This window comes from Lysinibacillus sp. BPa_S21 (assembly GCF_023337795.1).
In the GTDB taxonomy this organism is placed as follows: Bacteria; Bacillota; Bacilli; order Bacillales_A; family Planococcaceae; genus Lysinibacillus.
Genome location: NZ_JALIRS010000006.1, coordinates 27,044 through 47,846, shown reverse-complemented (window position 1 = coordinate 47,846; position 20,803 = coordinate 27,044). Strand labels below are relative to the sequence as shown.

The following is a 20,803-nucleotide window of genomic DNA, read 5'->3' as shown; positions in this document are numbered from 1 at the left end:
ATATACTATTCCTGTAACCATTCAGATGATTATTGCAAAGAATTCGCCTGCATTTGATACATTTTTTCGTAAATGCCACCCTGTGCTAATAGCTCATCATGTGTGCCACGCTCAACAATCTTACCGCGATCTAAGACAAGAATACGATCTGCATTTTTAATAGTAGAAAGTCGGTGGGCGATGATGAATGTTGTACGTCCTTTTTTCAGCACATCCATCGCATGCTGAATAATCTCCTCTGTTTCCGTATCTATATTAGAAGTAGCCTCATCTAAAATTAAAATAGCCGGATCAAAGGCAAGCGCACGTGCAAAGGAAATTAACTGACGCTGCCCAGACGACAGTGTACTCCCCTTCTCAATAACTGGCTCATCATAGCCATTTGGTAAGTTCGCTAAAACACGTTCCCCACCAACAGCCTTTAATGAAGTTTCTATTTTTTCTCGCGAAATTTTAGGATTATTCAAGCTAACGTTCGAAGCTATAGTACCTGTAAATAAGTATGGGTCCTGTAGAACAATCCCCATATGTTCACGCATTGTTTGACGAGGAACCGAAGTGATATCAATGCCATCAATCGTAATTTTCCCTTTAGAAGGATCATAGAAACGGAACAATAAGTTCATAATAGAACTTTTCCCAGACCCCGTATGACCCACTAAGGCAATTGTTTCACCTTGATGTGCTTCAAATGATAGGTTTTTCAATACGTATTCATCATTTTTATAAGCAAAGGAAACATCTTCAAACACTACATTCCCTTTATATCTAGGTAAACTTTTTTCAGATACTAGCTCCCCGTCAATATCTAACACCTCAAACACGCGCTTTCCTGCAACAAGTGAGCGCTCAAGCTGAGAAAATTGATTGACGATATTCGTAATCGGATTAAATAAACGCGTTAAATAATCGACAAAGGCATACAATGTCCCTGCTGAAATAACTTCCGTTGCCGTAAATGACTGTGTGCCAAAGTAAAAAATAAAGATCGTAAACATAAGAAGTCTTAATGTATTAACAAGGTTGAAGGAAGTTGCAGAATCCAGGAAAAGCAGCTTGCGTTCATACGCATAATGCTCATTATTCATATCATCAAATTCCTTCGTCATTTGCTGCTCTCGACGGAATGCTTGAATAATCGTCATCCCTTGAATCGATTCATTAATCATTGCGTTAATATCGGCAATTTTCGTTCTGATCACATCATTATATTTTGAAGCAACTTTACGGTATAAAATCATCCATAAATAAACGACTGGTATCATAGCCAATGCTAAGAATGCCATTTTCCAATTTAAAATAAAGAGTGCGATATAAACACCTACAATAGAAATTAAACTCGTAACGAAGTTTGAAAGTACTTGAACATATAAATTACGAACAGCCTCGGTATCATTCGTTACACGGGCTACAATTTTCCCTGCTGGTAAATTATCAAAGTATTGAATTGGCAATGTTTGAATATGCTCAAAGACATCTTTACGTAATTTTTGTACAACACGGTTGGCACCCATCTGTAAATAGATATACATAAAATAGCGTAAAACAGCTGTTGCGATTGCTAAAAGTAAATAGACAAGTAATAGCCAAGTGATTGGTTGTAATTCAATGTGGCCAATTGTCATGTAATTATCAATAATATGCTTCGCAATAAACGGCCCAACAAGCTCCGTAAAGACGGCGAGTGTTAAGAAAAATAATCCAAGTAGGATCGGTTTTTTAAAATACATTGCGTAGCGTGTTAAACGTTGATTCGTACTCATGAGGCACCTCCTTCTAGCTGCTGACGGTCAAATTGCTCTTTATACCATCCTTGTTGTGAAAGAAGTTGCTCATGTGTTCCCTGCTCTACAATTTGGCCTTCATCTAGCACGATTATTAAATCGGCGTGCTGAATTCCTGATAAACGATGCGTAGTAATAATCGTCGTTTTATCTTGTCGTTCGCGCTGTATATTTTCAATAATTCTTGCCTCTGTTTTTGCGTCTACAGCAGAAAGCGAGTCATCAAGCATTAATATTTCAGGGTCTTTAATAAGAGCACGTGCAATGGACACACGTTGCTTTTGACCACCTGAAAGAGATACACCCTTTTCACCAACAAGTGTCTCTAGGCCCATCGGTAAATTTTTCAAATCTTTTTCAAAGTATGCTGCACGAATCGCCTGGTGCAATTCAGCCTGTGTAGCATCTTCTTTTCCAAATAAAATATTTTCACGAATAGTACGTGAGAATAAAACATGATCCTGTGGAACATAACCAATCCAATCGAGTAACTGCTCCTTCGTTTGTGCAGTAATATCAACTCCATCAATCGATAGCTGCCCCTCGCCGATTGGATACTCGCGTAATAATTGTCGTAGGAAGGTTGTTTTTCCCGCCCCCGTTTTACCAACAATTCCAAGTGTTTGCCCCTTTTTCAGCGACAACGAAATTTCCTGAAGGTTTTTCACCTGACTCATCGGATATTGGAATGTTAAATCATCAAAGCCAATGGCATTCGGTGTCGCAATCGTTTGTGGATTCGCAATATTCCGAACATCCATCTCGTAGTTTAGCGTTTCCTGTACACGATCAAGAGAAGCATTACCTTGCTGCATCACATTGATAAGTTCCCCAATGGCAAATATTGGCCAAACTGCTAACCCCAAGTAAACATTGAACGTTACAAGTTGCCCAACTGTCATCGCCTCAATCGCTACTAAATGAGCACCATAGCCAAGCGCTACAACATAACTAATTCCAGTACCAACCTTTGTAATCGGTCCAAATAAAGCGTTAATTTTAGCGGTATGCATATTTTTTTCATACACAACCTCACTCATCTCCGCAAAATTAGCTTCGTCCTTTTTTTCTTGTACGTATGCCCGTACAACTCGCACACCTGCCACTGACTCTAGAACACTATCATTCAGCTCTCCAAAAACATCCTGCGCCTTCATATAGCGCTCATGCACAATTTTCCCTAAATATTGAATAAGGACGGCCATAATTGGCACTGGCAGCATGGCAAAAAAAGTAAGCTTCCACGAAATCATATAACCCATCGCAAAAATAATACAGCCCATATAGATGGTGGAATCAATCAATGTCATAATCCCGAACCCAGCAGTCAGTGACACTGCGTTTAAATCATTCGTCGCACGGGCCATTAAATCTCCGGTACGATTTTTTTCATAAAACGTTGGCGTCATCCGCAAGAAATGCTGCATTAGGTTTCGACGTAAAATTTTCTCTAGGTTAATAGCCCCTTCAAAAAGTCTGAATTGCCACACAAAATTAAGGACATAACCCCCAATAATGATACTTACAAAAATCAAAATATACTTCGTTAAAAGAGCTGGTGTCATTTCTCCAGCAGTCAATATATCGATAATTGACCCTAGTAAATACGGCGGAACAACTTCTAAGCCACTCGCAATCATTAAGAGTACGACAGCTATTGTATATTGCTTCCAATATTTCTTAAAAAACCAGCTTAATTTACTTAAAACATCAAACATACGTTATAACCTTCTTTCTCTAGTGCTGTTAAAGCTTTGCTACCCACTATCCAGATATACCTTGATGAAAATCATTTTTTGTACTTTGTTTTGCATACACATACACTCCTTTTTATGGTCACTACAACCCTTTTTTGCAACAAAAAAGACACATACCCTCAAAAAAGAGCATGTGTCTCTTCATAAAAGGCCAGGAGTTTCCCATGCCTTTTATTTGCAACGCAAAATAAAAAGTTAGAAGACATGGACGATGTATGCAGTTGTACTTTGATATGATACTGATAAAATTAACATCGTCATGCCCTCCTTTCCTTCAAATTGTTATAGTGTTCTTGAAGATTATCATACTTTAGAAATATTTGTCAACCAACTCACTGTTATTTTTTGTGTTTTTTAGGAAGTAGTTAGCGCTTTAAAGTAGCGAATTGCTAAATCGGAGAACCTTTAATTTAGAAATTTCCCTACAACTTTTTATATTGACTTTAACTCGCATAGTTCGATAGGGTCATTAATCAATTTATCGGAACAAATTTTTAATTTATCGGAACTATTTCTAGGTTTATCGCCCAACTTTAATTTATCACCTAACTTTTCTAATTTATCACCTAACTTTTTAAATTTATCACCTAACTTTTTAAATTTATCGCCTAACTTTTCTAATTTATCACCTAACTTTTTAAATTTATCGCTCAACGTGGGTATAAAATGATACACTTTTCACTATAGACATTTTAGTTAAGGAGTCTTTATTTTGAAATCATTTTTAGCTGTTGGAATTGGCGGATTTTTTGGTGCCATCTGTCGATATAGCATTGGTCTAGCACTTTCAAATAACGGTGGTTTTCCATATGCGACACTTTGCATAAATATAATTGGTTGCTTTTGTTTAGCATGGCTCTTTACAACGTTTACAAAACGTACACCTATTATTTTAGGAATTGGTACAGGCTTTTTTGGTGCCTTTACGACATTTTCGACATTCTCATTAGAAACACTATTACTTTTGCAGGATAGTAAATGGCTTCAAGCCGTTCTTTATAGTTTAGTGAGTGTTTTTGGCGGTTTAGTTTCTGCCTGGCTAGGATTTAAGGTAGCAAAGGGGCGCATCGTATGATAGTTATTGGTATCGGTGGCTTTTTGGGCGCACTAACGAGATTTTATCTAGGAAAATTGATTGTCCATTCATACCCATGGGCAACGTTTTTTATTAATATAACGGGTTCTTTTGCAATTGGCTTTCTCTTTGCATTCGAACCAAGTGAATGGATCTGGCATTTTATAGGGCTTGGTTTTTTAGGAGCTTATACAACATTTTCAACATTTGGTTTTGAATGTTTGCAGCTCTTAGGGCAGAAAAAATGGAAACAAACGATTATTTATATATGCACTACCGTTTTATGCGGTTTACTTTTCGCTACACTTGGCTTTTCCCTTGTGTAGCAGCATTGATGAAAAACTAGAGGTGATTTTTTGACACAGCCATCCATTGAACAATTACAAGCGCTCGAAGCTGAAATTGAACAAACATTATATACTTTAATCGACCTGGAACTAGAAGAAAACTTTCCAGAAATGAATACACGCTTTGCACAATTACTTACAAAGGTGCAGGCAACTAAGTTAATTGATTATAAGCTTGATGTCCTCGTTGACCCTCAAGACTTTGCAGCAGAAACATTTACTCTACTACAATGTTTAATAGAAGCTAAGGCTAGACCAAGAAAAAGACAAAGCCTTCTAACCCATCGTATGATTTTAAAAATATGGCTTCGTAAAAATCAACGCTTTATGAATGAATTTTTACCACAAATGTTTTAGGCGCCTTTTACTGTCTCAAGGGCGTCTCTTTTTAAAGTAGCAATTGCTGCAACACTTCTTTTATTTCCCCCTTCCAATCAAATTTAGCTACGTAAGAATAGTAACCCCAAACAAATCATACATGGCGCTTTGAAGTTAAGTTTGATTAAAAAAGTGTTGCAAAAATCGACATTTTATTATATTATTTATTTTATTGTGAAAAAAATAATATATTTGCTTCTTATCAAGAGAGATGGAGGGACTGGCCCAATGAAATCTCGGCAGCGGAACTTATGATAAAGTTACTGTGCCAAATCCAGCAGGCAAAGGCTTGATAGATAAGAGGAGTGTTTTATAGATATAAGGCCTCTTCTTGATATTTCAAGAAGAGGCTTTTTTATTGAAAAAGAATGGACAAGAAACGTGTTCAATTTTGGAGGTTTACATGAAGAAAGGGAATCCATGGGCGCTCATCCCATTTGTTGTTTTTTTAATTTTATTTATTGGTTCTGGAGTTATTACAGGTGATTTTTATGCCTTTCCAGTCATTGTGGCTATTGCCATTTCAGGCGCTGTGGCCCTAGCAATGAATCGAAAAGAATCCTTTTCGAAAAAGGTTGATATCTTTTGCAAAGGCGCAGGAAACTTAAATGTCATGCTGATGGTTGTTATTTTTCTCTTGGCTGGAGCCTTTTCAGCGGTAACAAAAGGCATGGGGGCAGTGGACTCCACTGTTAACTTTGCTTTATCGGTCGTTCCACCAAACATGCTTGTCGTAGGCTTGTTCGTTATTGCCTGCTTTATCTCCCTATCAATGGGTACATCGGTGGGAACGATTGTTGCACTGGCGCCAATTGGGGTTGGGATAAGCGAGCATACCGATTTTTCCATTGCTTTAGTAATGGCAGCGATAGTTGGCGGTTCAATGTTTGGGGATAATTTATCCATTATTTCAGATACAACTATTACTGCCGTTCGCTCACAAGGCGCGGAAATGAAGGATAAATTCAGGGTGAATTTTTGGATTGTGTTGCCGGCAGCTATTGTTACGAGCATTATTTTAGGGCTTATTACAATGGGTGAAGCGGCCCAAGTGGAGCATTTAAACTATAATTGGATAAAAATTGCTCCTTATGTTTTAGTTATTATATTAGCGTTAACTGGCATGAATGTTTTCCTTGTTCTAGCACTTGGGATTGTTCTAGCAGGGGCTGTTGGTTTAGCAGATGGTAGCTATCATTTAATGAGCCTTTTGCAAAAGATTGGTGAAGGAATGTCAGGCATGTATGAAATGGCATTTCTTGCGATATTAATAGCTGGAATGGTGGAGATTATTAAGTTTAACGGAGGAATTGACTTTCTTCTTCACCTGGCAACGCGAAGAATCAAATCGAAAAAGGGTGCTGAATTTGGCATTGCCGGACTTGTGGGCCTAACAAATTTATCTACAGCCAATAATACAATTGCTATTTTAATTGCTGGTCCGCTTGCAAAAAATATTGCTGATCAGTATGGGATTGAACCGAGAAAGTCCGCGAGTGTATTAGATATTTTTTCTTGTACGGTCCAAGGTCTACTGCCATACGGAGCTCAATTCCTGGCAGCCGCAAGTGTAGCAGGAATATCTCCTGTAAGCATGCTGCCATACTCTTTCTACCCAATTCTTATAGGAATTTGCGGAATCATTGCTATACTTGTCGGATACCCTGCAAAAAAGATAGCTTGAACTTCATCAATTAAAAAATATTGATCGTACATTAAAATAATCCAATCGTTTTGAAAAAAGATTAATCAAAACGATTGGATTTTTTATTTGAAGCAAGTCTTTAAGCTCCTATGAACAACTGCGTTAATGATCTGATTTGGACCGATATTGTTTTTTGAGAAATATAACTCCTTATCCTTATAGCATATATTCGGAATTACCAAGAGGTTGATGTAAAATAATTTGTAAGAATAAAAAAGGAGTTGTTGAATGCATGAGTACAGTAAATAAATCTTTAATAATTGCAGGAATTTTTGGTATCTTTATTTATATGATTGAAGATTTTCATTTGAACTTTATCTGGAAATTTTTATTGTTATTTACCCTTGTTACTATCACAAAATCAGTTGCAGATAGACTATTTAAAGCGAGATGACCTAAAATCATATTTAATAAATTGATGAAGGAGAATTCTTAAAATTTTACAACTATACTTTCTCGTTAGTTATTTCATAACGTCTATATTTGACCATAAATCCAATTCCAAGAATAGGTCCAATCGCTAACAGTGTAAAGACCCACTCCCAGCCAACGATCCTTTGAATGACAGGAACTAGATTTATAGAAAATATAGTGAATAGAAATCCAATACACATTTGAAAAGTAAGGGCTGTGCCTACATAATCAACTTCGGCTATTTCTGAAACAGCAGCAGAAAATTGGGCGGAATCAGATATGACAGACATCCCCCAAACCATGGAAATTATTAAAGTTAACCAAATATACTGCCCGAATGTAAAGCCTATAGCTATCGAACAGATTGCACTAATAACCATAGAAATAATCGTTAAATTGGCTCTTCCAATTTTATCGGAGATTAGTCCCCCTATCACACAACCAATCCCTCCAGCAATTCCGATTGAAATAAAGGAGGATAACGCTATGAACCAATGAGGCGTATCAGGCGAATAGGCTAAGAAACTAGCTGTTAAAAAAGCAGGAAGCCATGTCCACATCGCATACAATTCCCACATATGGCCGAAATAGCCGTAGTTCGCAAGCATTACTGGTTTATTCATAACTACTTTTTTTATTAATTTTAAAGAGAAGGGTGATTTATTGGCTTCAATCGGAGCATCTTCTAAAATAGAAGTAACCATTATTACCGATAATAAAGCCAAAACTGAAGTACTAATTATCACGACTTTCCAGTTTAATGAAGAAAAAAACATAATGACAAAATGCGGTAATGATGATCCTATTGTTAGTGCTGCTATTAAGATACCAATTGCAAACCCACGTTTTTTCGGAAACCATTGTGATAAAATTTTCACAGCTATTGGATAGACACCAGCGAGCGTTATTCCAGTTAAAACCCTAAGTAGAATACCTAAAAAAGCGTAATGAACAAAAATTAATAATCCATTTAATAGTGCACCTAAAAATACTGAAATCGCAAAAACCTTTCGGGGATTAAAGCGGTCTGCAACCCCAAAATATGAACTAAACAATGACCCAATTACAAAGCCAATAGGAATAGAAGCTGAAAGCCACGCTTCTGAATTGGGGCTAATATTCCAAATTTCAATTAATTCGGGTGCAATCACCGATGCACTAAACCACAAGCTTAATGCACATAATTCTGATAATCCTATCCATACCAATGCTCTCCAAGAACCTTGAATCATAATATCCCCCCAAATAAATCAATATGGTTTATAATCTTCAGCATGCTCCTATATAGTATCTATTTCAATCAGTCATGAGCAGAATTTAAAGCAATTGTTTGAGCTACAGAGAAGGTTTTTTCGGGGGAAGTGTTGCCCTTCCCTCAACATCATCCCTTCGAACCAATCTATTAAAAAAGATTGGTTGTATTGTCATTAACAAAAAATAGTAACAATCCTTATGAATTAAATAATAACAAATATGATATCAAATTCCCTTATAAATCTAATCATCGGTAAAATAAAAAATCTACTATTATTTCTTATTGAAATAACAGTAGATTTATAAGTTATAAGGAGCCTGCCCCTGTACTGATTAGGTTTGTAACCACTCACTTAAAAGTTCAATTGTCATGCTTCCCTCCCCCATTCACGGCATCATCATATGGTGTATAGCTCACAGTAGGTACTTTCTTTTTCACAAAAACGCGATATAAGGTACGAACCAAAATGCTAGAAAAAATCAGACTTACAATAAGCGCTACGCTATTCCCAATATTCATTCTCATCCTATCCTTTCTCTCCGGGTAGTTAATAATGGTTATCCTATTTCTCAAGTGTATTACCAATTAATGTAGGCAACTGTACTATTATATTGTCATTAAACATTAGACATGCCCAGATTGTAAATATAACGCGCTAAAACAATTAGAATTTCCGAAAGGCTGTTTTCTCAAAGATTGGATTCAATCTACAAAATGTGTAGAAATGATCTCTGTATTTTTGTTTTGAGATTTCGCGATTTAATTTAACAAAGTTTAAAATTATCCCTGACGTAATACCTTTTGAAACATTCTTGGTTGATGTTTTTCAAAACATTTTATCAATTCTTTTCCAAAAATAGTGATAGTCTGTTCCCAAGGGTGCCCTAATAGTCCCCATTCAAAATTTTTGTGAATAAAAAAGTAGTAATCACCGTTTGGAAAAATAGGTACGACCCATTCATCAAACTCGTTTTTTGGAAACTCTAAACGGGGGTTTATCCAATAACCTGGATGCTGCCAATCTACTGCATACATATATTCATTCTTTTGTGTGAGTTCTTGAAAAACCAGCAATGATTTCTCCTCTAAATCACTATAAATCTCATCGTAAGTTACTGAATCTCCAGACCAATTAAAATAGGAGGATACACCATATGTGATAAATGGATTAGGAACTCAAATCTGCGCTGTTGATTTAAGAACAGTAAACCACTAAAATCCGCTTAAAGCAATTGGATCGCATGATGAGAATTAGAGGGTTCTACTTCCCTCTTTTTTTCTGCGAGAAATTGATAATATAAATAAGGCGTATCCTGTTATTAACGGGATACACCTAATAAATCATCGCCTTCTAGCCAATGTTTACCGCCGAGAAAGTTAACTAAATAAAGCGGTTTATAGTTGTTATTGATTGTAGTTTGAATCACTTCGCCTAGTATATCTAAAGCGAAAACAATAACTTGTGACCCAATAGGATATTTAATATTAACGTATTTTTTTAGAACAAGCACAAACTGTTCCATTGAGCAAATACCCGTTTGGAAGATACGGTGATTATCATCGGTCTCAATGTGGTATATTACTCCCCCGTCTTTCAATACATCGATTACGATTGTATGTTGGAATTGACCAACTGAACGAGAAGCAGTAAATCTACACCCGGAAACAGCTCGATGGTATGGTTCTTCTTTATCTGGATGATATAAGCTTCTCTCTACTTGCCCCCAGCCACTTTCTGTAAGTGCATTCTCAATATAACTAAAGATAGGGACGTATCGACTAGGGTTTTCACGTATGAATTGTTTTATTTCTTCAAGTTCTTGAGCGATTGAGTTGTCGAAATTAGATTCATTGTAATCTACCTCAAAATACGGTTTAGTCATATCTTTTATTAGGTCTATAAATTGTTGGGGGGTGACAAGCTCTGTGATGGCCCCTTCATATTTAAATGCTTCAGAAGTGCGGGTATTGCCTGATGGATCAAACAAGTATGGTATGCCTAAATAAGATGTTTCTGAATATACGTGAAATAGTTTCATCTGCAAAACTCGGTTTTGTTGTATGATTGGGCGCCAAATTACAATGATGTCATATCCAAATACTTCATTCATTGCTAAGGCGAATATATGGCTGCGACTAGAACAATAATCGAATAGTGTTCTACCTGTAGTACCTATTGTAATTTCATTTAATGGTAAGTCTACGAAATCATAGTTCAACTCCACTTATCTTCCCTCCTTAAAAACTATAATCTTTTTTATTTGTCATTTGTTAGTTGCTACTATTCATTATGCGCTGTGCTCTTATAGCTTAAACTTCAAAGGCTCCGATTTAGAATATGCCTCAGCTCTCCTATGTTCCTGTTCTCCTGTTCCACTATAATTAAAACTTGTAAGATTTCTATGATATTAATGTATGAAGCTAATGAAAAAAACTAGGCTACCTCTAAAAACGTATTTGCATAGATGATTGAGTGTAAATACAAAATGATTCGAGCTTTGCTGATTGTAGTGAAATTATCATAAAAATAAAAATGGATTTTAATTTTTATTTTTAGGTTAGATGGGCAAAAGAGTTGAAAATAAAAGGACCACACATTTTAGATATGTCTAATATGTGTGGTCCTTTATTTAGTTTTTTCTCCAACTAACGCATCTCGTTCGTTAAAGAAAGATTATGATTATAATAAGTATTTCTGAATTATAAAATGTGCTTTCTCCATCAAATTCGAAGGCAGATTATCCAAAGGAACAAATAGTGGATTGGTTTTAAATAAGTATCGTGTGTGAATAATAACTACTTTTGACAATCAAAAAATATTAAAAGGCTGTGTCAAACTTCCAAAATCGTTATTTGAGACACACATAAACACTTTATAGGCTGCTTGATGCTCATAAAAATACAGGATTATTCTATTATAAAATCAATTTTTGCAGTTGAAGCATACTTTTTATGTAGCAAAAAAGTTTCTTTAATTTTGAGTAAAGGATCCCATTTTACAAAAAGATTGATCAAAACGGGATTCATTCTTTGTGAAACATTATATTTTTAAGTTAATCATTTTCTCCACTTATACTAATCTCTCTTTCCCCTCATTTTATGATAAAGGGACATGATGACCCAAATAGCAGTTGGGAGGGCTATCGCTCCAGCTACCATAGATGTTAAGAGGTTAATTGTAGAGTCTGTATCTGTAACACCGACAATTAATAAAAGAATGGCCAAAATTAATAAGACAAGGAATGGTATAGTTTTCACTAAATTGACTAATCCTTTTCTCCCTTCTACCTTCCATTTGTTACTGTATGTTGTCATTATCGTCCAAGCTGTTGGGAGGGCAATGATACTAAGAATAGTAGCCACTACAATAAGTAACGATTCTAAGATACCAGCACTTATTATTGCACCAACCCATGCGAATGCAGTTATTAATACAAGCGGAACTGCCAATTTCATCATGGAATGACTTGAATTTTTATACTTTTCAGTCTTCGTTTCGTGGTCCGTATAAATAGGTTTTGTACCAGGGTGCGCTCGGAATAAATGAATATCTCCTTCTGAAGCAACATGCGACCAACCAAAAGATGAAAAAAGATCAAAGTATTCCTCTTTTTCCCCCTCTTTTAATGAACGGTAATCAACACTGTAGATATAATCCGAACTTTCTCCTTTTTCAAGCGTATACCCCATAAATCTGAAATCACTGACATGCCATCCCTTCAAAGAAAACCGCCGTAATTTTTCCATGTCCTTATCTTCAGAAAAGGCTAACCCACCAGAAGTAATATACTTTGTTTGTCTCATTCTTCGGCCTCCTTCAGTCCGGTTTCCGCTAATTGAATCATCTGTTTTCTTAGCATCATATCTTCCTTTAATACTTCTCTGCCCTTCTCAGTTAGCAGATATGTTTTACGTCTTGAATCCGATCCATCATACAAATAAATCCACTCTTGTTTTAGTAACTTTTTGATAATCGTGTACATAGAAGCGGGACCTATCGTAATGGTGCCTTTTGTTGTTTCTTCAATTAAGTTCATAATAGCGTAACCATGTCTTGGTTTAGTTAAAGCAGCCATAATATAAAACATTGAATCTGTTAATTGCTCCGTTTTCACCAACCCATCACCTTCTATATCTTTTTTAGATATATCACAAAATGATACATATATCTAAAAGCAATATATCATAATCTGATACATACGTCTATAGTTATATCATAATCTGATACATTAATATCTAAAAATTAGCCCAATAGCGCTTAGTTCACAAGCTCAAAATACTCCTCTTCTTCAGCCTTCTGTAATTTACGATAATCAATACAAAAATGACTTGCAGCCATAATATAAAAAACAGAATCTATTAACTGCTCTAAAGATTTCATTGTCAACACCTCCGATATATCGCAAAGTGATATATCATTAAATAATAAACCATTTTATATAGGGCAACTCTATCAAAAATCCCTCACAAGTGTTACTTGGAGGGATAAATAATTGTACGCTCTTTAATTTTCACCGAGCTGGGCGATTCCAACGTAGCAGATATCTAAACATTTCTTTTTTAGTATCCTTATCTAACAACAGAAACTCATCTCCTGCTTGAATCGCATAATAGTTCTCTAATGTACGAACACCCGGATTTTTTTGCTCCGTATTCACAACACCTATATTTTCTTCCCACATCATGCGATGGTTTTTCATATCATACGATAATACGATACTGTCTGCACTTTCCCGCTTCGTTTGTCGATAAGATACAATGGCTGTTTGTTGTTGTAGATCAACATCTACTATAGCAGGTTCTAGATTCTTATATGTTTGAATGGCCGGTTCAGCTAATACATTGTTACTAAATTCTCGAACCGCATCATAATCCTCCAACGGTTGATTATGCGAAGCAAAATAACCTGGAATATCAGATTCTACGAAAAATTTTGTAGAAATATATTTTTCGGCTTTATTATCTTCGCTTAATTTCTTGCCATCAAAGCGATAAAATTTCCCATCGACTCCCTCTAAATAAAGATTATTTTGCAACAAAACTATATTGTGGGAGCCATTTTCTAAAACATCTATTAACTGTTTGTGTTTTTTCGTAAATTCCTTTTCAGAGAGCTTTTCGTTTCCAGTATGTATATCTAATAAAGAAAATTTCCCGTTTTCACCGTCACGATGATGAACAAGAAGTCCCCCCATAAAATAGCCAATCAATGTCTCTTTACTTGACGAAGATTTCGCCCACTGTTTTTCACCTGTTTGCAAATTAATTGCTACAATTTGATGATGTGAAATAATTTGCGTAATCCCATTAGTTGTACCGTTATTTTCAGATCCTTCAACCATTTGGACCGCAACTTTCTGTACATCATCTGTATAAATAGGCGATACAGAATTGATTGGGAAGCTTCGACCAGCTAAACCAAAAGCAATCATCAAAAGATTGCCTAAAAAAGCATAAATGATGAAAATTATGATAATAACACCTTTACGTGGGCGTTTAAACAAAACGTACAATAACAATAAAAGTCCAACGGCAATGATAATACCTAGAAAGATATCGTGAACAAACCAACCATTAAAGCGCCACGAATCAATATATCGTTGAAAAAAATTGATCAATTCTCCTCCTCCTTAGATTACTGTCTATCACGTTTAACTAAAATCAGAATAAAGAACATAGCGACCACATTCTAAGCATTGAAATAAATATCCTTGATGATGTCCATCATTTATTAGTGATTTTGACAACTCCTCAGTAGAAAAACCAGTATAATTTTCAAATTGTTCAGTAATGCCTAGCGCCACTAACTCACTCCAGCCAACATAGCCAATAAATGCACAATAATCTGAGCAATGAGCCATCCAATCATTTCCTTGCCAACTTACATAACCAGGCGTTCTACACATTACTTCCTCAGTAAAATCTAAATTGACAACATTCTCATCATTAAGTAAGTCCTGCTGGAAAGAACCGTCGTATTTTTTAGCAGCTGCACCACTATGTATACATGTAGGACAGAGATATTCAGCCTCTTCAATTGCGTAAATACCTCCAGTATAATAAACATCTACTTCCTGTTCACAGCAATCACAAGTTACAACTTCTCCCGCTTCAAAGATTTTAGATGTTAATGGAGCTGGCAAATATTTAAATTTAGGTATTACCGTTTTAATTGTTATATCCTCTTTAATTTCACAAGGATACAAAGGCTTCACACAATTCGGATTATCTACGTAATAATTTATTGATCCAAATTTTTTCTGATCTTTCTTGTTTTCTAAATCCATAACTGAAGTGAAAATTTTATATGCCTCTGAATACATTCTAAGCATACAGTAGACGTCTACAAGTATCCTTAAATTTCCTTCAGTATGCTCTTGAAGTTTCATTTTTTCCTTGAACTCATGCATTTTATTAATACTAACTGGATCAGAAGGATTGAAATTTCTTCTTTGTTCATGCCATTCTTCTAAGATAAACGTAGTCATATTTTAACACCTTCTAATTGAAATAATCGATTTAATTACATTTTAAAAGAATAATCTTTTAAGACTGTACAAATTTCTACATTATATTGCTTATACCATTTTTCTTTTCCAAATTTCTGTGCAACTAGATGTTTTGAATTTTCTTTCCATGCCTGAATAGCCTCTAGTGATTCCCAATAGGATACAGTAATTCCCTTTCCTTCAGTATTTCTGGCACTTTCTACACGGAGAAAACCGGGCTGTTTTTGTGCTAATTCGTCCATCACTTCTGCCATCTTGGCATAGCCTTCTCCATCTTCGTCTGTTCTTTGTGATGTAAAAATTACGGCATAATATGTTTTCATAGCTATTTACTCCCTCCTCAATATGTATTATTGTAAACGATAAATACTATTACGAATATCGAAATGTGAAATGCAGAAAGGATTGTGACAAATGGGTATTAATCCAAACATGGCTGAAATCGCTGCGCTTCTTGGAGAAACTTCAAGAGCTACGATGCTCGCTAGTATGATGGATGGTCGTTTTCATACTGCCAGTGAATTAGCTTATATGGCAGCCATTAAGCCTCAGACTGCTAGCTTTCATCTTGCAAAGTTAGTAGATGGTAAACTTGTTAAAGTAGAGAAACAAGGTCGTCATCGATATTTTCAATTAGCAGACGAAGAAATTGCTCATTTCCTCGAATCCTTCTTAGCAATTTCTCCTCCCCCTGAAGTACGTTCTTTAAAACAATCTAGTCAAATGAAATTATTACAGGGTGCAAGAACTTGCTATGACCATTTAGCAGGTAAACTAGGTGTTCAATTAACAGATTCATTGGTAAACGCGGGTTATCTAAAACTAGAAGAGAAGCAGTTTCTCATAACATCTGAAGGTGCACAATTTTTCACAGATTTCGGTCTTGATTTAGTTGATTTAAAAAGAAAGCGTCGATCATTTTCCCCTGCCTGTTTAGATTGGAGTGAACGACGTTATCATCTAGCCGGTGCTCTCGGTCAAGGGATCCTTGCGCATTTATTACATTTGGGATGGGTGACTCGTGTCCCGTCAATTCGTGCCATTAAAGTGACTGAAAAAGGAAAGGCTGGCTTTAAAGAAGTTTTTCAGCTAGATATCTAAACTAACATAGGGCTCTGCCTTCTTTCCGCGGACAGTCTATACTCGATTCTCCGCGGATATTTTCCTTGTGTGAGCCGTAAAGTTGCGATTCACCAAATAAATACCAACAATAATAAACAGCCCTCCTATGACTAGCGATGGTTTTAACGGATCATTTAATAGTATCCAGCCTGTTATCACGCCGAAAAAAGGGGCTAAAAACAAAAAGGCACTCGTTTTTCCAGGATCACTATTTTGTAAAAGATAATACCAGCCTGCAAATTGAACAATTGACGAGAAAATGCTAAGCCATAACAAAATGAATACCGAATGAACATTCATAGTAAAAAATGGTTGTTCTAACACGAAACTTGCCAATAAAAGTAATAAACCACCAAAAAGCATTTGATAGGCTGATAGCACCCATGTATCAAATAAAACTCCCCATTTTTTAGCCAGTAATGTTGCAATTGCCCAAAAAACAGCTGAAAGAATACCAAAAAGAATGCCGATTTCCCCTTCAATCTGCATACCCATTGTAATCGTAACCCCAATTAACCCCAAGAAAACACCACACCATTGATACAATCGGTAACGCGCTTTCGTAAATATTGTAGCAAATATGACTACAAGCAATGGATTCGTAAATGTTAGAATAGAAGATTCACTCGCCGTAATGGTCCGTAAGCTTAAAAAAATACAGCCCATTACACCCGCAGTTTGAAATGCTCCAATTGTTAAAATTTTCATCCAACCTTCTTTTGAAGTTGGATGGGGTCTTTTCAACGCTGACACCACGACAGCCATCAAAATCCCTGCCAGTAGAAAGCGAAGTGCAGCCAATAATAGTGGCGATGAGTAAGGTAATCCCAATTTAACAATGGCAAATGAAGATCCCATTAAAAAGGTCGTTAAAACTAACAATGCTGTAAATTTATAAATATTCATTATTTCCCCTCCTATTTCAATTAAAGAACATTATAGATAGGAAAAACTTCAACTCTTATCGAAGTATGGAATACATATAATTTTTTCAGTTTCATTTCATTTTTAATGTGTATACTTAGTTGAATATAGGTACTAGGAGGAAGTTGCCTTGAAAATATTACTAGCAGAAGATGATGCAAGATTAAGAAGAAATATCGTTCATATTTTAAAGAAAGAATTTCACAATGTGACAGAAGCAGCGAATGGACAGGAAGCGCTAGACTATACGCTTATAGAGCAATTTGATCTTGTTATTTTGGATTGGATGATGCCGCACCTTAGCGGAATTCAAGTGTGCCAGCAATTACGAAACACTGGGTTCAATGGTAGTATTTTAATGCTAACAGCGAAGGACGACACAGAGGACATCATTAAAGGACTTGATAGTGGCGCAGATGATTACATAGTAAAGCCATTTAAAATAGAGGAATTGTTAGCAAGAATTCGTGCATTATTACGGAGAAAAGATAAAGTGATAGAGCAGGTCATTCAGATCGATCAATTACAGCTGAATGTAGATTCCCGTGTGTTTTTGTATAATAATGAAAGTATTGATTTAACTAAAAACGAATTTTTACTTTTAGAGTATTTATTTATTAATAAAGGTCGTGTACTAACGAGAGAACAAATTTGTATTTATATTTGGGGATACGATTACGATGTTTCGAATAATTCCTTAGATGCTTTAGTCAAGCTTGTACGAAAAAAAATTGATGATGGTCAATCCAAATCACGTATTCAAAATGTTAGAGGGATTGGCTATAAACTGAGGGAAGATTAATGTTTCAGAAAACGAAAAAAAAATTATCCTTTTTGTATGCAACACTTTACTTGTTGTTATTTTCACTATTCGTTATTGTGCTATACTTTTCCCTCGTAAAATTAATGGAAAATCAACAAATAAACGAATTACAAGACTTTTATGTTCGGCAAGAGCACGATTTCTTTGAACATGTTCATGCCAACACTAAAACGTTAAGCTATGATCCAAATCGCAGTTTTTTTTACTATATTTACACAAAGGATCATAAGTTTGTCCATGGAGACGAATCTTTCAAGGGACTGAAAAATCAGATTGAAAAAGCGTTTGGCAATAGAAATCCAGATGAAGACCTCGTACAGCATTATGAATGGCAAGAAGAGCATTTTCTACTTCTAAAAAAGCCAATTTTCAACGACGGTACGGTAGCCGGTTATATAATCGTTGGTAAATCTGTGACATCACAGCATCATTTTTTCCAAATGACAAAGTATTTATTAGTATTATTAACTTGTATTTCTACGGTCTTAATCGGTCTGCTGTCCTATTATATGGCTGGGAAAGCCATGATACCTATTCAATGGTCATTTGATAAACAAAAAAAATTCGTATCCGATGCATCTCATGAATTACGAACGCCACTTAGTATTTTTTATAGTTCACTTGAAATTTTAGAAGTAGAGGAAGGCAAGCAATTAAGCCCTTTTGGAAAAGAATTAATTACGGATTTAAAAGATGAGGCTGAAATAATGAAAGAGCTTATAGAAAAACTGCTGTTCTTAGCAAGACATGATCAGCAGCAAGTTTCCATTCAAAAAGATACCATACCGTTATCAACTTTACTTAAAAAAGTGAGCACGAAATTCCAAAGGATTATGCCTCCTGAAATACAGTTTTCTACAGAAATCCAAGAAAACATCGAGTTACTCGGTGATGCTTCAAAAATACAAGAACTGCTTTATATTCTATTAGACAATGCGATTAGATATACAAATAGTGGAGCCATAACACTTACCCTTTTACAAAATAAAGACACTGTAAAAATGACGGTTGCTGATAGTGGAATTGGTATGACTGAACAGGAATTGCCTTTAGTGTTTGAGCGATTTTACCGTAGTGATGCTGCTCGTCAACGAAATGGCTCTGGTTTAGGTCTTGCCATCGCAAAAGCTATAGTGGAGCAGCACGATGGGAAAATTTATGCGACAAGTTTTGTGGACAAAGGCACTACATTTCATATTGAATTCCCTATTTAATAAGGAATCAGGGCTTGTATAACAGCCCCGATTCCTTTTAATGATTAGGTGACGTTGAAACATTTCCTTTTTTCATGAACTGGCTTATTGTTCTTGCTACCAGTACTAACATAGTAATCCCTCCGGAAACTACATAAAACAATATAAACAACGTATTTTCTGTATCCGTTCCAATTAACACTCCATGAGCAAGTGAAAATGCCCACGCTGGTAACACAAGAAAGTGAAGTTTTTTCCATAAGTTGCGATTCATTGTTCGAATCCATAAATCCGATGTCATGATGACCATTAAAAACAAATAAAATGCGATTGTTCCAAGAGCCGATGGTAGAGACTGATATTTAGCTGAGAAAGGAATTAAAATCTCCGCTATGCTAAAAGGCTCAAACCGATCGATTAAAAGCACTAACATATGTGCGATTACGGTAATTAACCCTAGCCAGCCCGCATTTTGATGTATATGATAAATTAAATTTTTATGTGCTTTGACAAATGATGATTTTCTCAACAAACCAAATATAATGGAAATTGTAAAGTAAAAATACGCTAACAACCCTAATAATCGAATCCATTCCCAAGTACTGATGATCATTTATTTCACCCCCGTCATCTTCCAATTTGCTGCTTGCCCTTCTTTAACAATGAAGCGAGCACTTTGTTGACAATTCTTTTCGAACCATCGCTGTAATTCACCCTCATCCATAAGAAAGCAAAGTTTTGCACCGACCTCTGCATCACATAGAGATGACGTAACGACTGAAGCTTGTACTACTTCTGTATTGGCGATTTGACCTGTTTGTCCATTTAATAAATGATGTTTCTTCGTAATTCCTTGCAACCAGCTACGATAAACTCGATTCGAAGTAGCGATGGCACCTGTTTTTAGTTTAATCGAGCTAATTTCCTTGTCGACATCCCAGGCATCTGCAACACCAATTGTCCAGGTCTTTTCCCCGGAAGACCACATTTTCATATCCCCTCCCCCGTCTATACATCCGAAATCAGGTGATACCTTTTGCTCAAGCCAATTCGCCAATTTTTCAATGGCATACCCTTTCGCAAATCCACCTAAATCAATTTCCTGTGGAGCTATCTTCATCACTTTTTCATCACCTAGAAATTGAAACGGTTGATCTACAATCATAGGTTTATTTTGCAAGTCAACGCTGTTAACTTTATCAAACGGGAAAGATTGATTGTAGCCATGCAGTTCCAATTGACGTTTAAGATATGGAGAAAATAGACCATTAGAACGTTGATAATACCGATCCGCTTGCACTAAACAATCATATAGGAGCGAACTAATGCGGAGCGTTTCGCCAACTTCTAAACTATTAAGTTGGGCTAATTCATTATCTGATTGAAATCTTGACCATTCTTTTGCTACGTATTGAAGCCATTTTTCGGCCTCATCTTTCCATGCAAAACGTACACCTTTTGGCATAGCTAGATAAAATTCAGTATTCATTATTTGTAAAGTTAGAGTATCCACACAA

The 20,803-nt window shown here is 35.9% G+C and carries 23 protein-coding genes and 1 riboswitch; of the genes, 8 read left to right on the top strand and 15 right to left on the bottom strand.

Annotated features, from left to right (window positions below; all coding sequences use genetic code 11):
- Positions 1–29: 29 nt before the first annotated feature.
- Positions 30–1,763, bottom strand: coding sequence for an ABC transporter ATP-binding protein (locus tag MOK21_RS13360; RefSeq protein WP_249074492.1), 1,734 nt, complete (start codon positions 1,761–1,763; stop codon positions 30–32).
- Positions 1,760–3,502, bottom strand: coding sequence for an ABC transporter ATP-binding protein (locus MOK21_RS13355; protein ID WP_249074491.1), 1,743 nt, complete (start codon positions 3,500–3,502; stop codon positions 1,760–1,762). The genes MOK21_RS13360 and MOK21_RS13355 overlap by 4 nt, the downstream gene beginning before the upstream one ends.
- A 751-nt stretch (positions 3,503–4,253) precedes the next feature.
- On the opposite strand from MOK21_RS13355, the gene crcB reads away from it, so the two are divergent.
- The 5 genes from crcB (at position 4,254) to MOK21_RS13330 (ending at position 7,440) form a co-directional block, all read left to right on the top strand.
- The gene (gene crcB / locus MOK21_RS13350; RefSeq protein ID WP_249074490.1) at positions 4,254–4,616 is read left to right on the top strand and encodes a fluoride efflux transporter CrcB; all 363 of its coding nucleotides are present in this window, start codon (positions 4,254–4,256) and stop codon (positions 4,614–4,616) included.
- Positions 4,613–4,942, top strand: a complete 330-nt coding sequence (locus MOK21_RS13345) for a fluoride efflux transporter FluC (RefSeq protein ID WP_249074489.1) — start codon at positions 4,613–4,615, stop codon at positions 4,940–4,942. The genes crcB and MOK21_RS13345 overlap by 4 nt, the downstream gene beginning before the upstream one ends.
- Positions 4,943–4,972: 30 nt before the next feature.
- Positions 4,973–5,320, top strand: coding sequence for a hypothetical protein (locus MOK21_RS13340; RefSeq protein WP_249074488.1), 348 nt, complete (start codon positions 4,973–4,975; stop codon positions 5,318–5,320).
- A gap of 217 nt (positions 5,321–5,537) precedes the next feature.
- A riboswitch (SAM riboswitch) is annotated at positions 5,538–5,644 on the top strand.
- Positions 5,645–5,744: 100 nt separating this feature from the next.
- Complete coding sequence (locus tag MOK21_RS13335; protein ID WP_249074487.1) at positions 5,745–7,025, top strand: Na+/H+ antiporter NhaC family protein; 1,281 nt, start codon at positions 5,745–5,747, stop codon at positions 7,023–7,025.
- A 253-nt stretch (positions 7,026–7,278) separates the two neighbouring features.
- Entirely contained in the window at positions 7,279–7,440 is a 162-nt protein-coding gene (locus MOK21_RS13330; RefSeq protein ID WP_249074486.1) for a hypothetical protein, read from the top strand.
- Between the two features lie 52 nt (positions 7,441–7,492).
- Here the strand turns inward: MOK21_RS13330 and MOK21_RS13325 are convergent, their stop codons facing one another.
- The 10 genes from MOK21_RS13325 to MOK21_RS13285 form a co-directional block, all read right to left on the bottom strand.
- A complete protein-coding gene (locus MOK21_RS13325; protein ID WP_249074485.1) occupies positions 7,493–8,692 on the bottom strand; it encodes an MFS transporter in 1,200 nt (399 codons plus the stop codon).
- Between the two features lie 383 nt (positions 8,693–9,075).
- Positions 9,076–9,240, bottom strand: coding sequence for a DUF3951 domain-containing protein (locus tag MOK21_RS13320; protein ID WP_249074484.1), 165 nt, complete (start codon positions 9,238–9,240; stop codon positions 9,076–9,078).
- A gap of 255 nt (positions 9,241–9,495) precedes the next feature.
- Positions 9,496–9,876, bottom strand: coding sequence for a DUF2716 domain-containing protein (locus MOK21_RS13315; RefSeq protein WP_249074719.1), 381 nt, complete (start codon positions 9,874–9,876; stop codon positions 9,496–9,498).
- A 158-nt stretch (positions 9,877–10,034) separates the two neighbouring features.
- Positions 10,035–10,940: a hypothetical protein gene (locus MOK21_RS13310; protein ID WP_249074483.1), complete on the bottom strand. Its 906-nt coding sequence runs from the start codon at positions 10,938–10,940 to the stop codon at positions 10,035–10,037.
- 850 nt (positions 10,941–11,790) lie between these two features.
- On the bottom strand, positions 11,791–12,519 hold the full coding sequence (locus MOK21_RS13305; RefSeq protein WP_249074482.1) for a DUF2812 domain-containing protein: 729 nt from the start codon (positions 12,517–12,519) through the stop codon (positions 11,791–11,793).
- Positions 12,516–12,803, bottom strand: a complete 288-nt coding sequence (locus tag MOK21_RS13300; protein ID WP_374110176.1) for a PadR family transcriptional regulator — start codon at positions 12,801–12,803, stop codon at positions 12,516–12,518. The genes MOK21_RS13305 and MOK21_RS13300 overlap by 4 nt, the downstream gene beginning before the upstream one ends.
- 170 nt (positions 12,804–12,973) lie before the next feature.
- On the bottom strand, positions 12,974–13,096 hold the full coding sequence (locus MOK21_RS23775) for a hypothetical protein (protein ID WP_283164701.1): 123 nt from the start codon (positions 13,094–13,096) through the stop codon (positions 12,974–12,976).
- Positions 13,097–13,226: 130 nt separating this feature from the next.
- Complete coding sequence (locus tag MOK21_RS13295) at positions 13,227–14,333, bottom strand: PA2928 family protein (RefSeq protein ID WP_249074480.1); 1,107 nt, start codon at positions 14,331–14,333, stop codon at positions 13,227–13,229.
- A 33-nt stretch (positions 14,334–14,366) separates the two neighbouring features.
- Entirely contained in the window at positions 14,367–15,203 is an 837-nt protein-coding gene (locus MOK21_RS13290) for a CbrC family protein (RefSeq protein WP_249074479.1), read from the bottom strand.
- 35 nt (positions 15,204–15,238) lie between these two features.
- Positions 15,239–15,547, bottom strand: a complete 309-nt coding sequence (locus MOK21_RS13285; RefSeq protein ID WP_249074478.1) for an antibiotic biosynthesis monooxygenase family protein — start codon at positions 15,545–15,547, stop codon at positions 15,239–15,241.
- Positions 15,548–15,638: 91 nt separating this feature from the next.
- Between MOK21_RS13285 and MOK21_RS13280 the strand changes: the two genes are divergently transcribed.
- A complete protein-coding gene (locus MOK21_RS13280; RefSeq protein WP_249074477.1) occupies positions 15,639–16,325 on the top strand; it encodes an ArsR/SmtB family transcription factor in 687 nt (228 codons plus the stop codon).
- A 36-nt stretch (positions 16,326–16,361) separates the two neighbouring features.
- On the opposite strand, the gene MOK21_RS13275 is transcribed toward MOK21_RS13280, so the two are convergent.
- Positions 16,362–17,252 (bottom strand): DMT family transporter, encoded by an 891-nt coding sequence (locus MOK21_RS13275; RefSeq protein ID WP_249074476.1) that lies wholly within the window; start codon positions 17,250–17,252, stop codon positions 16,362–16,364.
- A gap of 148 nt (positions 17,253–17,400) precedes the next feature.
- On the opposite strand from MOK21_RS13275, the gene MOK21_RS13270 reads away from it, so the two are divergent.
- Together MOK21_RS13270 and MOK21_RS13265 are read left to right on the top strand one after the other, a co-directional pair.
- Entirely contained in the window at positions 17,401–18,072 is a 672-nt protein-coding gene (locus MOK21_RS13270) for a response regulator transcription factor (RefSeq protein WP_249074475.1), read from the top strand.
- Positions 18,072–19,307 carry a sensor histidine kinase gene (locus MOK21_RS13265; protein WP_249074474.1) on the top strand — a complete coding sequence of 412 codons (1,236 nt, stop codon included), beginning with the start codon at positions 18,072–18,074 and terminating at the stop codon, positions 19,305–19,307. The genes MOK21_RS13270 and MOK21_RS13265 overlap by 1 nt, the downstream gene beginning before the upstream one ends.
- Before the next feature lie 37 nt (positions 19,308–19,344).
- Here the strand turns inward: MOK21_RS13265 and MOK21_RS13260 are convergent, their stop codons facing one another.
- Both MOK21_RS13260 and MOK21_RS13255 read right to left on the bottom strand, forming a co-directional pair.
- The gene (locus MOK21_RS13260) at positions 19,345–19,899 is read right to left on the bottom strand and encodes a ferric reductase-like transmembrane domain-containing protein (RefSeq protein WP_249074473.1); all 555 of its coding nucleotides are present in this window, start codon (positions 19,897–19,899) and stop codon (positions 19,345–19,347) included.
- Positions 19,900–20,799, bottom strand: a complete 900-nt coding sequence (locus tag MOK21_RS13255) for an FAD:protein FMN transferase (protein ID WP_249074472.1) — start codon at positions 20,797–20,799, stop codon at positions 19,900–19,902. It lies immediately after the preceding gene.
- Between the last annotated feature and the right edge of the window lie 4 nt (positions 20,800–20,803).

Excerpts from the sequence above, each read along its gene's own strand:
- MOK21_RS13285 (WP_249074478.1), bottom strand. The coding sequence starts at position 15,547 with ATGAAAACATATTATGCCGTAATTTTTACATCACAAAGAACAGACGAA.
- MOK21_RS13345 (WP_249074489.1), top strand. The coding sequence starts at position 4,613 with ATGATAGTTATTGGTATCGGTGGCTTTTTGGGCGCACTAACGAGATTT.
- MOK21_RS13290 (WP_249074479.1), bottom strand. The coding sequence starts at position 15,203 with ATGACTACGTTTATCTTAGAAGAATGGCATGAACAAAGAAGAAATTTC.
- MOK21_RS13260 (WP_249074473.1), bottom strand. The coding sequence starts at position 19,899 with ATGATCATCAGTACTTGGGAATGGATTCGATTATTAGGGTTGTTAGCG.
- MOK21_RS13335 (WP_249074487.1), top strand. The coding sequence starts at position 5,745 with ATGAAGAAAGGGAATCCATGGGCGCTCATCCCATTTGTTGTTTTTTTA.
- MOK21_RS13265 (WP_249074474.1), top strand. The coding sequence starts at position 18,072 with ATGTTTCAGAAAACGAAAAAAAAATTATCCTTTTTGTATGCAACACTT.
- MOK21_RS13280 (WP_249074477.1), top strand. The coding sequence starts at position 15,639 with ATGGGTATTAATCCAAACATGGCTGAAATCGCTGCGCTTCTTGGAGAA.
- MOK21_RS13275 (WP_249074476.1), bottom strand. The coding sequence starts at position 17,252 with ATGAATATTTATAAATTTACAGCATTGTTAGTTTTAACGACCTTTTTA.
- MOK21_RS13300 (WP_374110176.1), bottom strand. The coding sequence starts at position 12,803 with ATGTTTTATATTATGGCTGCTTTAACTAAACCAAGACATGGTTACGCT.
- MOK21_RS13320 (WP_249074484.1), bottom strand. The coding sequence starts at position 9,240 with ATGAGAATGAATATTGGGAATAGCGTAGCGCTTATTGTAAGTCTGATT.
- MOK21_RS13355 (WP_249074491.1), bottom strand. The coding sequence starts at position 3,502 with ATGTTTGATGTTTTAAGTAAATTAAGCTGGTTTTTTAAGAAATATTGG.
- MOK21_RS13330 (WP_249074486.1), top strand. The coding sequence starts at position 7,279 with ATGAGTACAGTAAATAAATCTTTAATAATTGCAGGAATTTTTGGTATC.
- MOK21_RS13360 (WP_249074492.1), bottom strand. The coding sequence starts at position 1,763 with ATGAGTACGAATCAACGTTTAACACGCTACGCAATGTATTTTAAAAAA.
- MOK21_RS23775 (WP_283164701.1), bottom strand. The coding sequence starts at position 13,096 with ATGAAATCTTTAGAGCAGTTAATAGATTCTGTTTTTTATATTATGGCT.
- MOK21_RS13305 (WP_249074482.1), bottom strand. The coding sequence starts at position 12,519 with ATGAGACAAACAAAGTATATTACTTCTGGTGGGTTAGCCTTTTCTGAA.
- MOK21_RS13325 (WP_249074485.1), bottom strand. The coding sequence starts at position 8,692 with ATGATTCAAGGTTCTTGGAGAGCATTGGTATGGATAGGATTATCAGAA.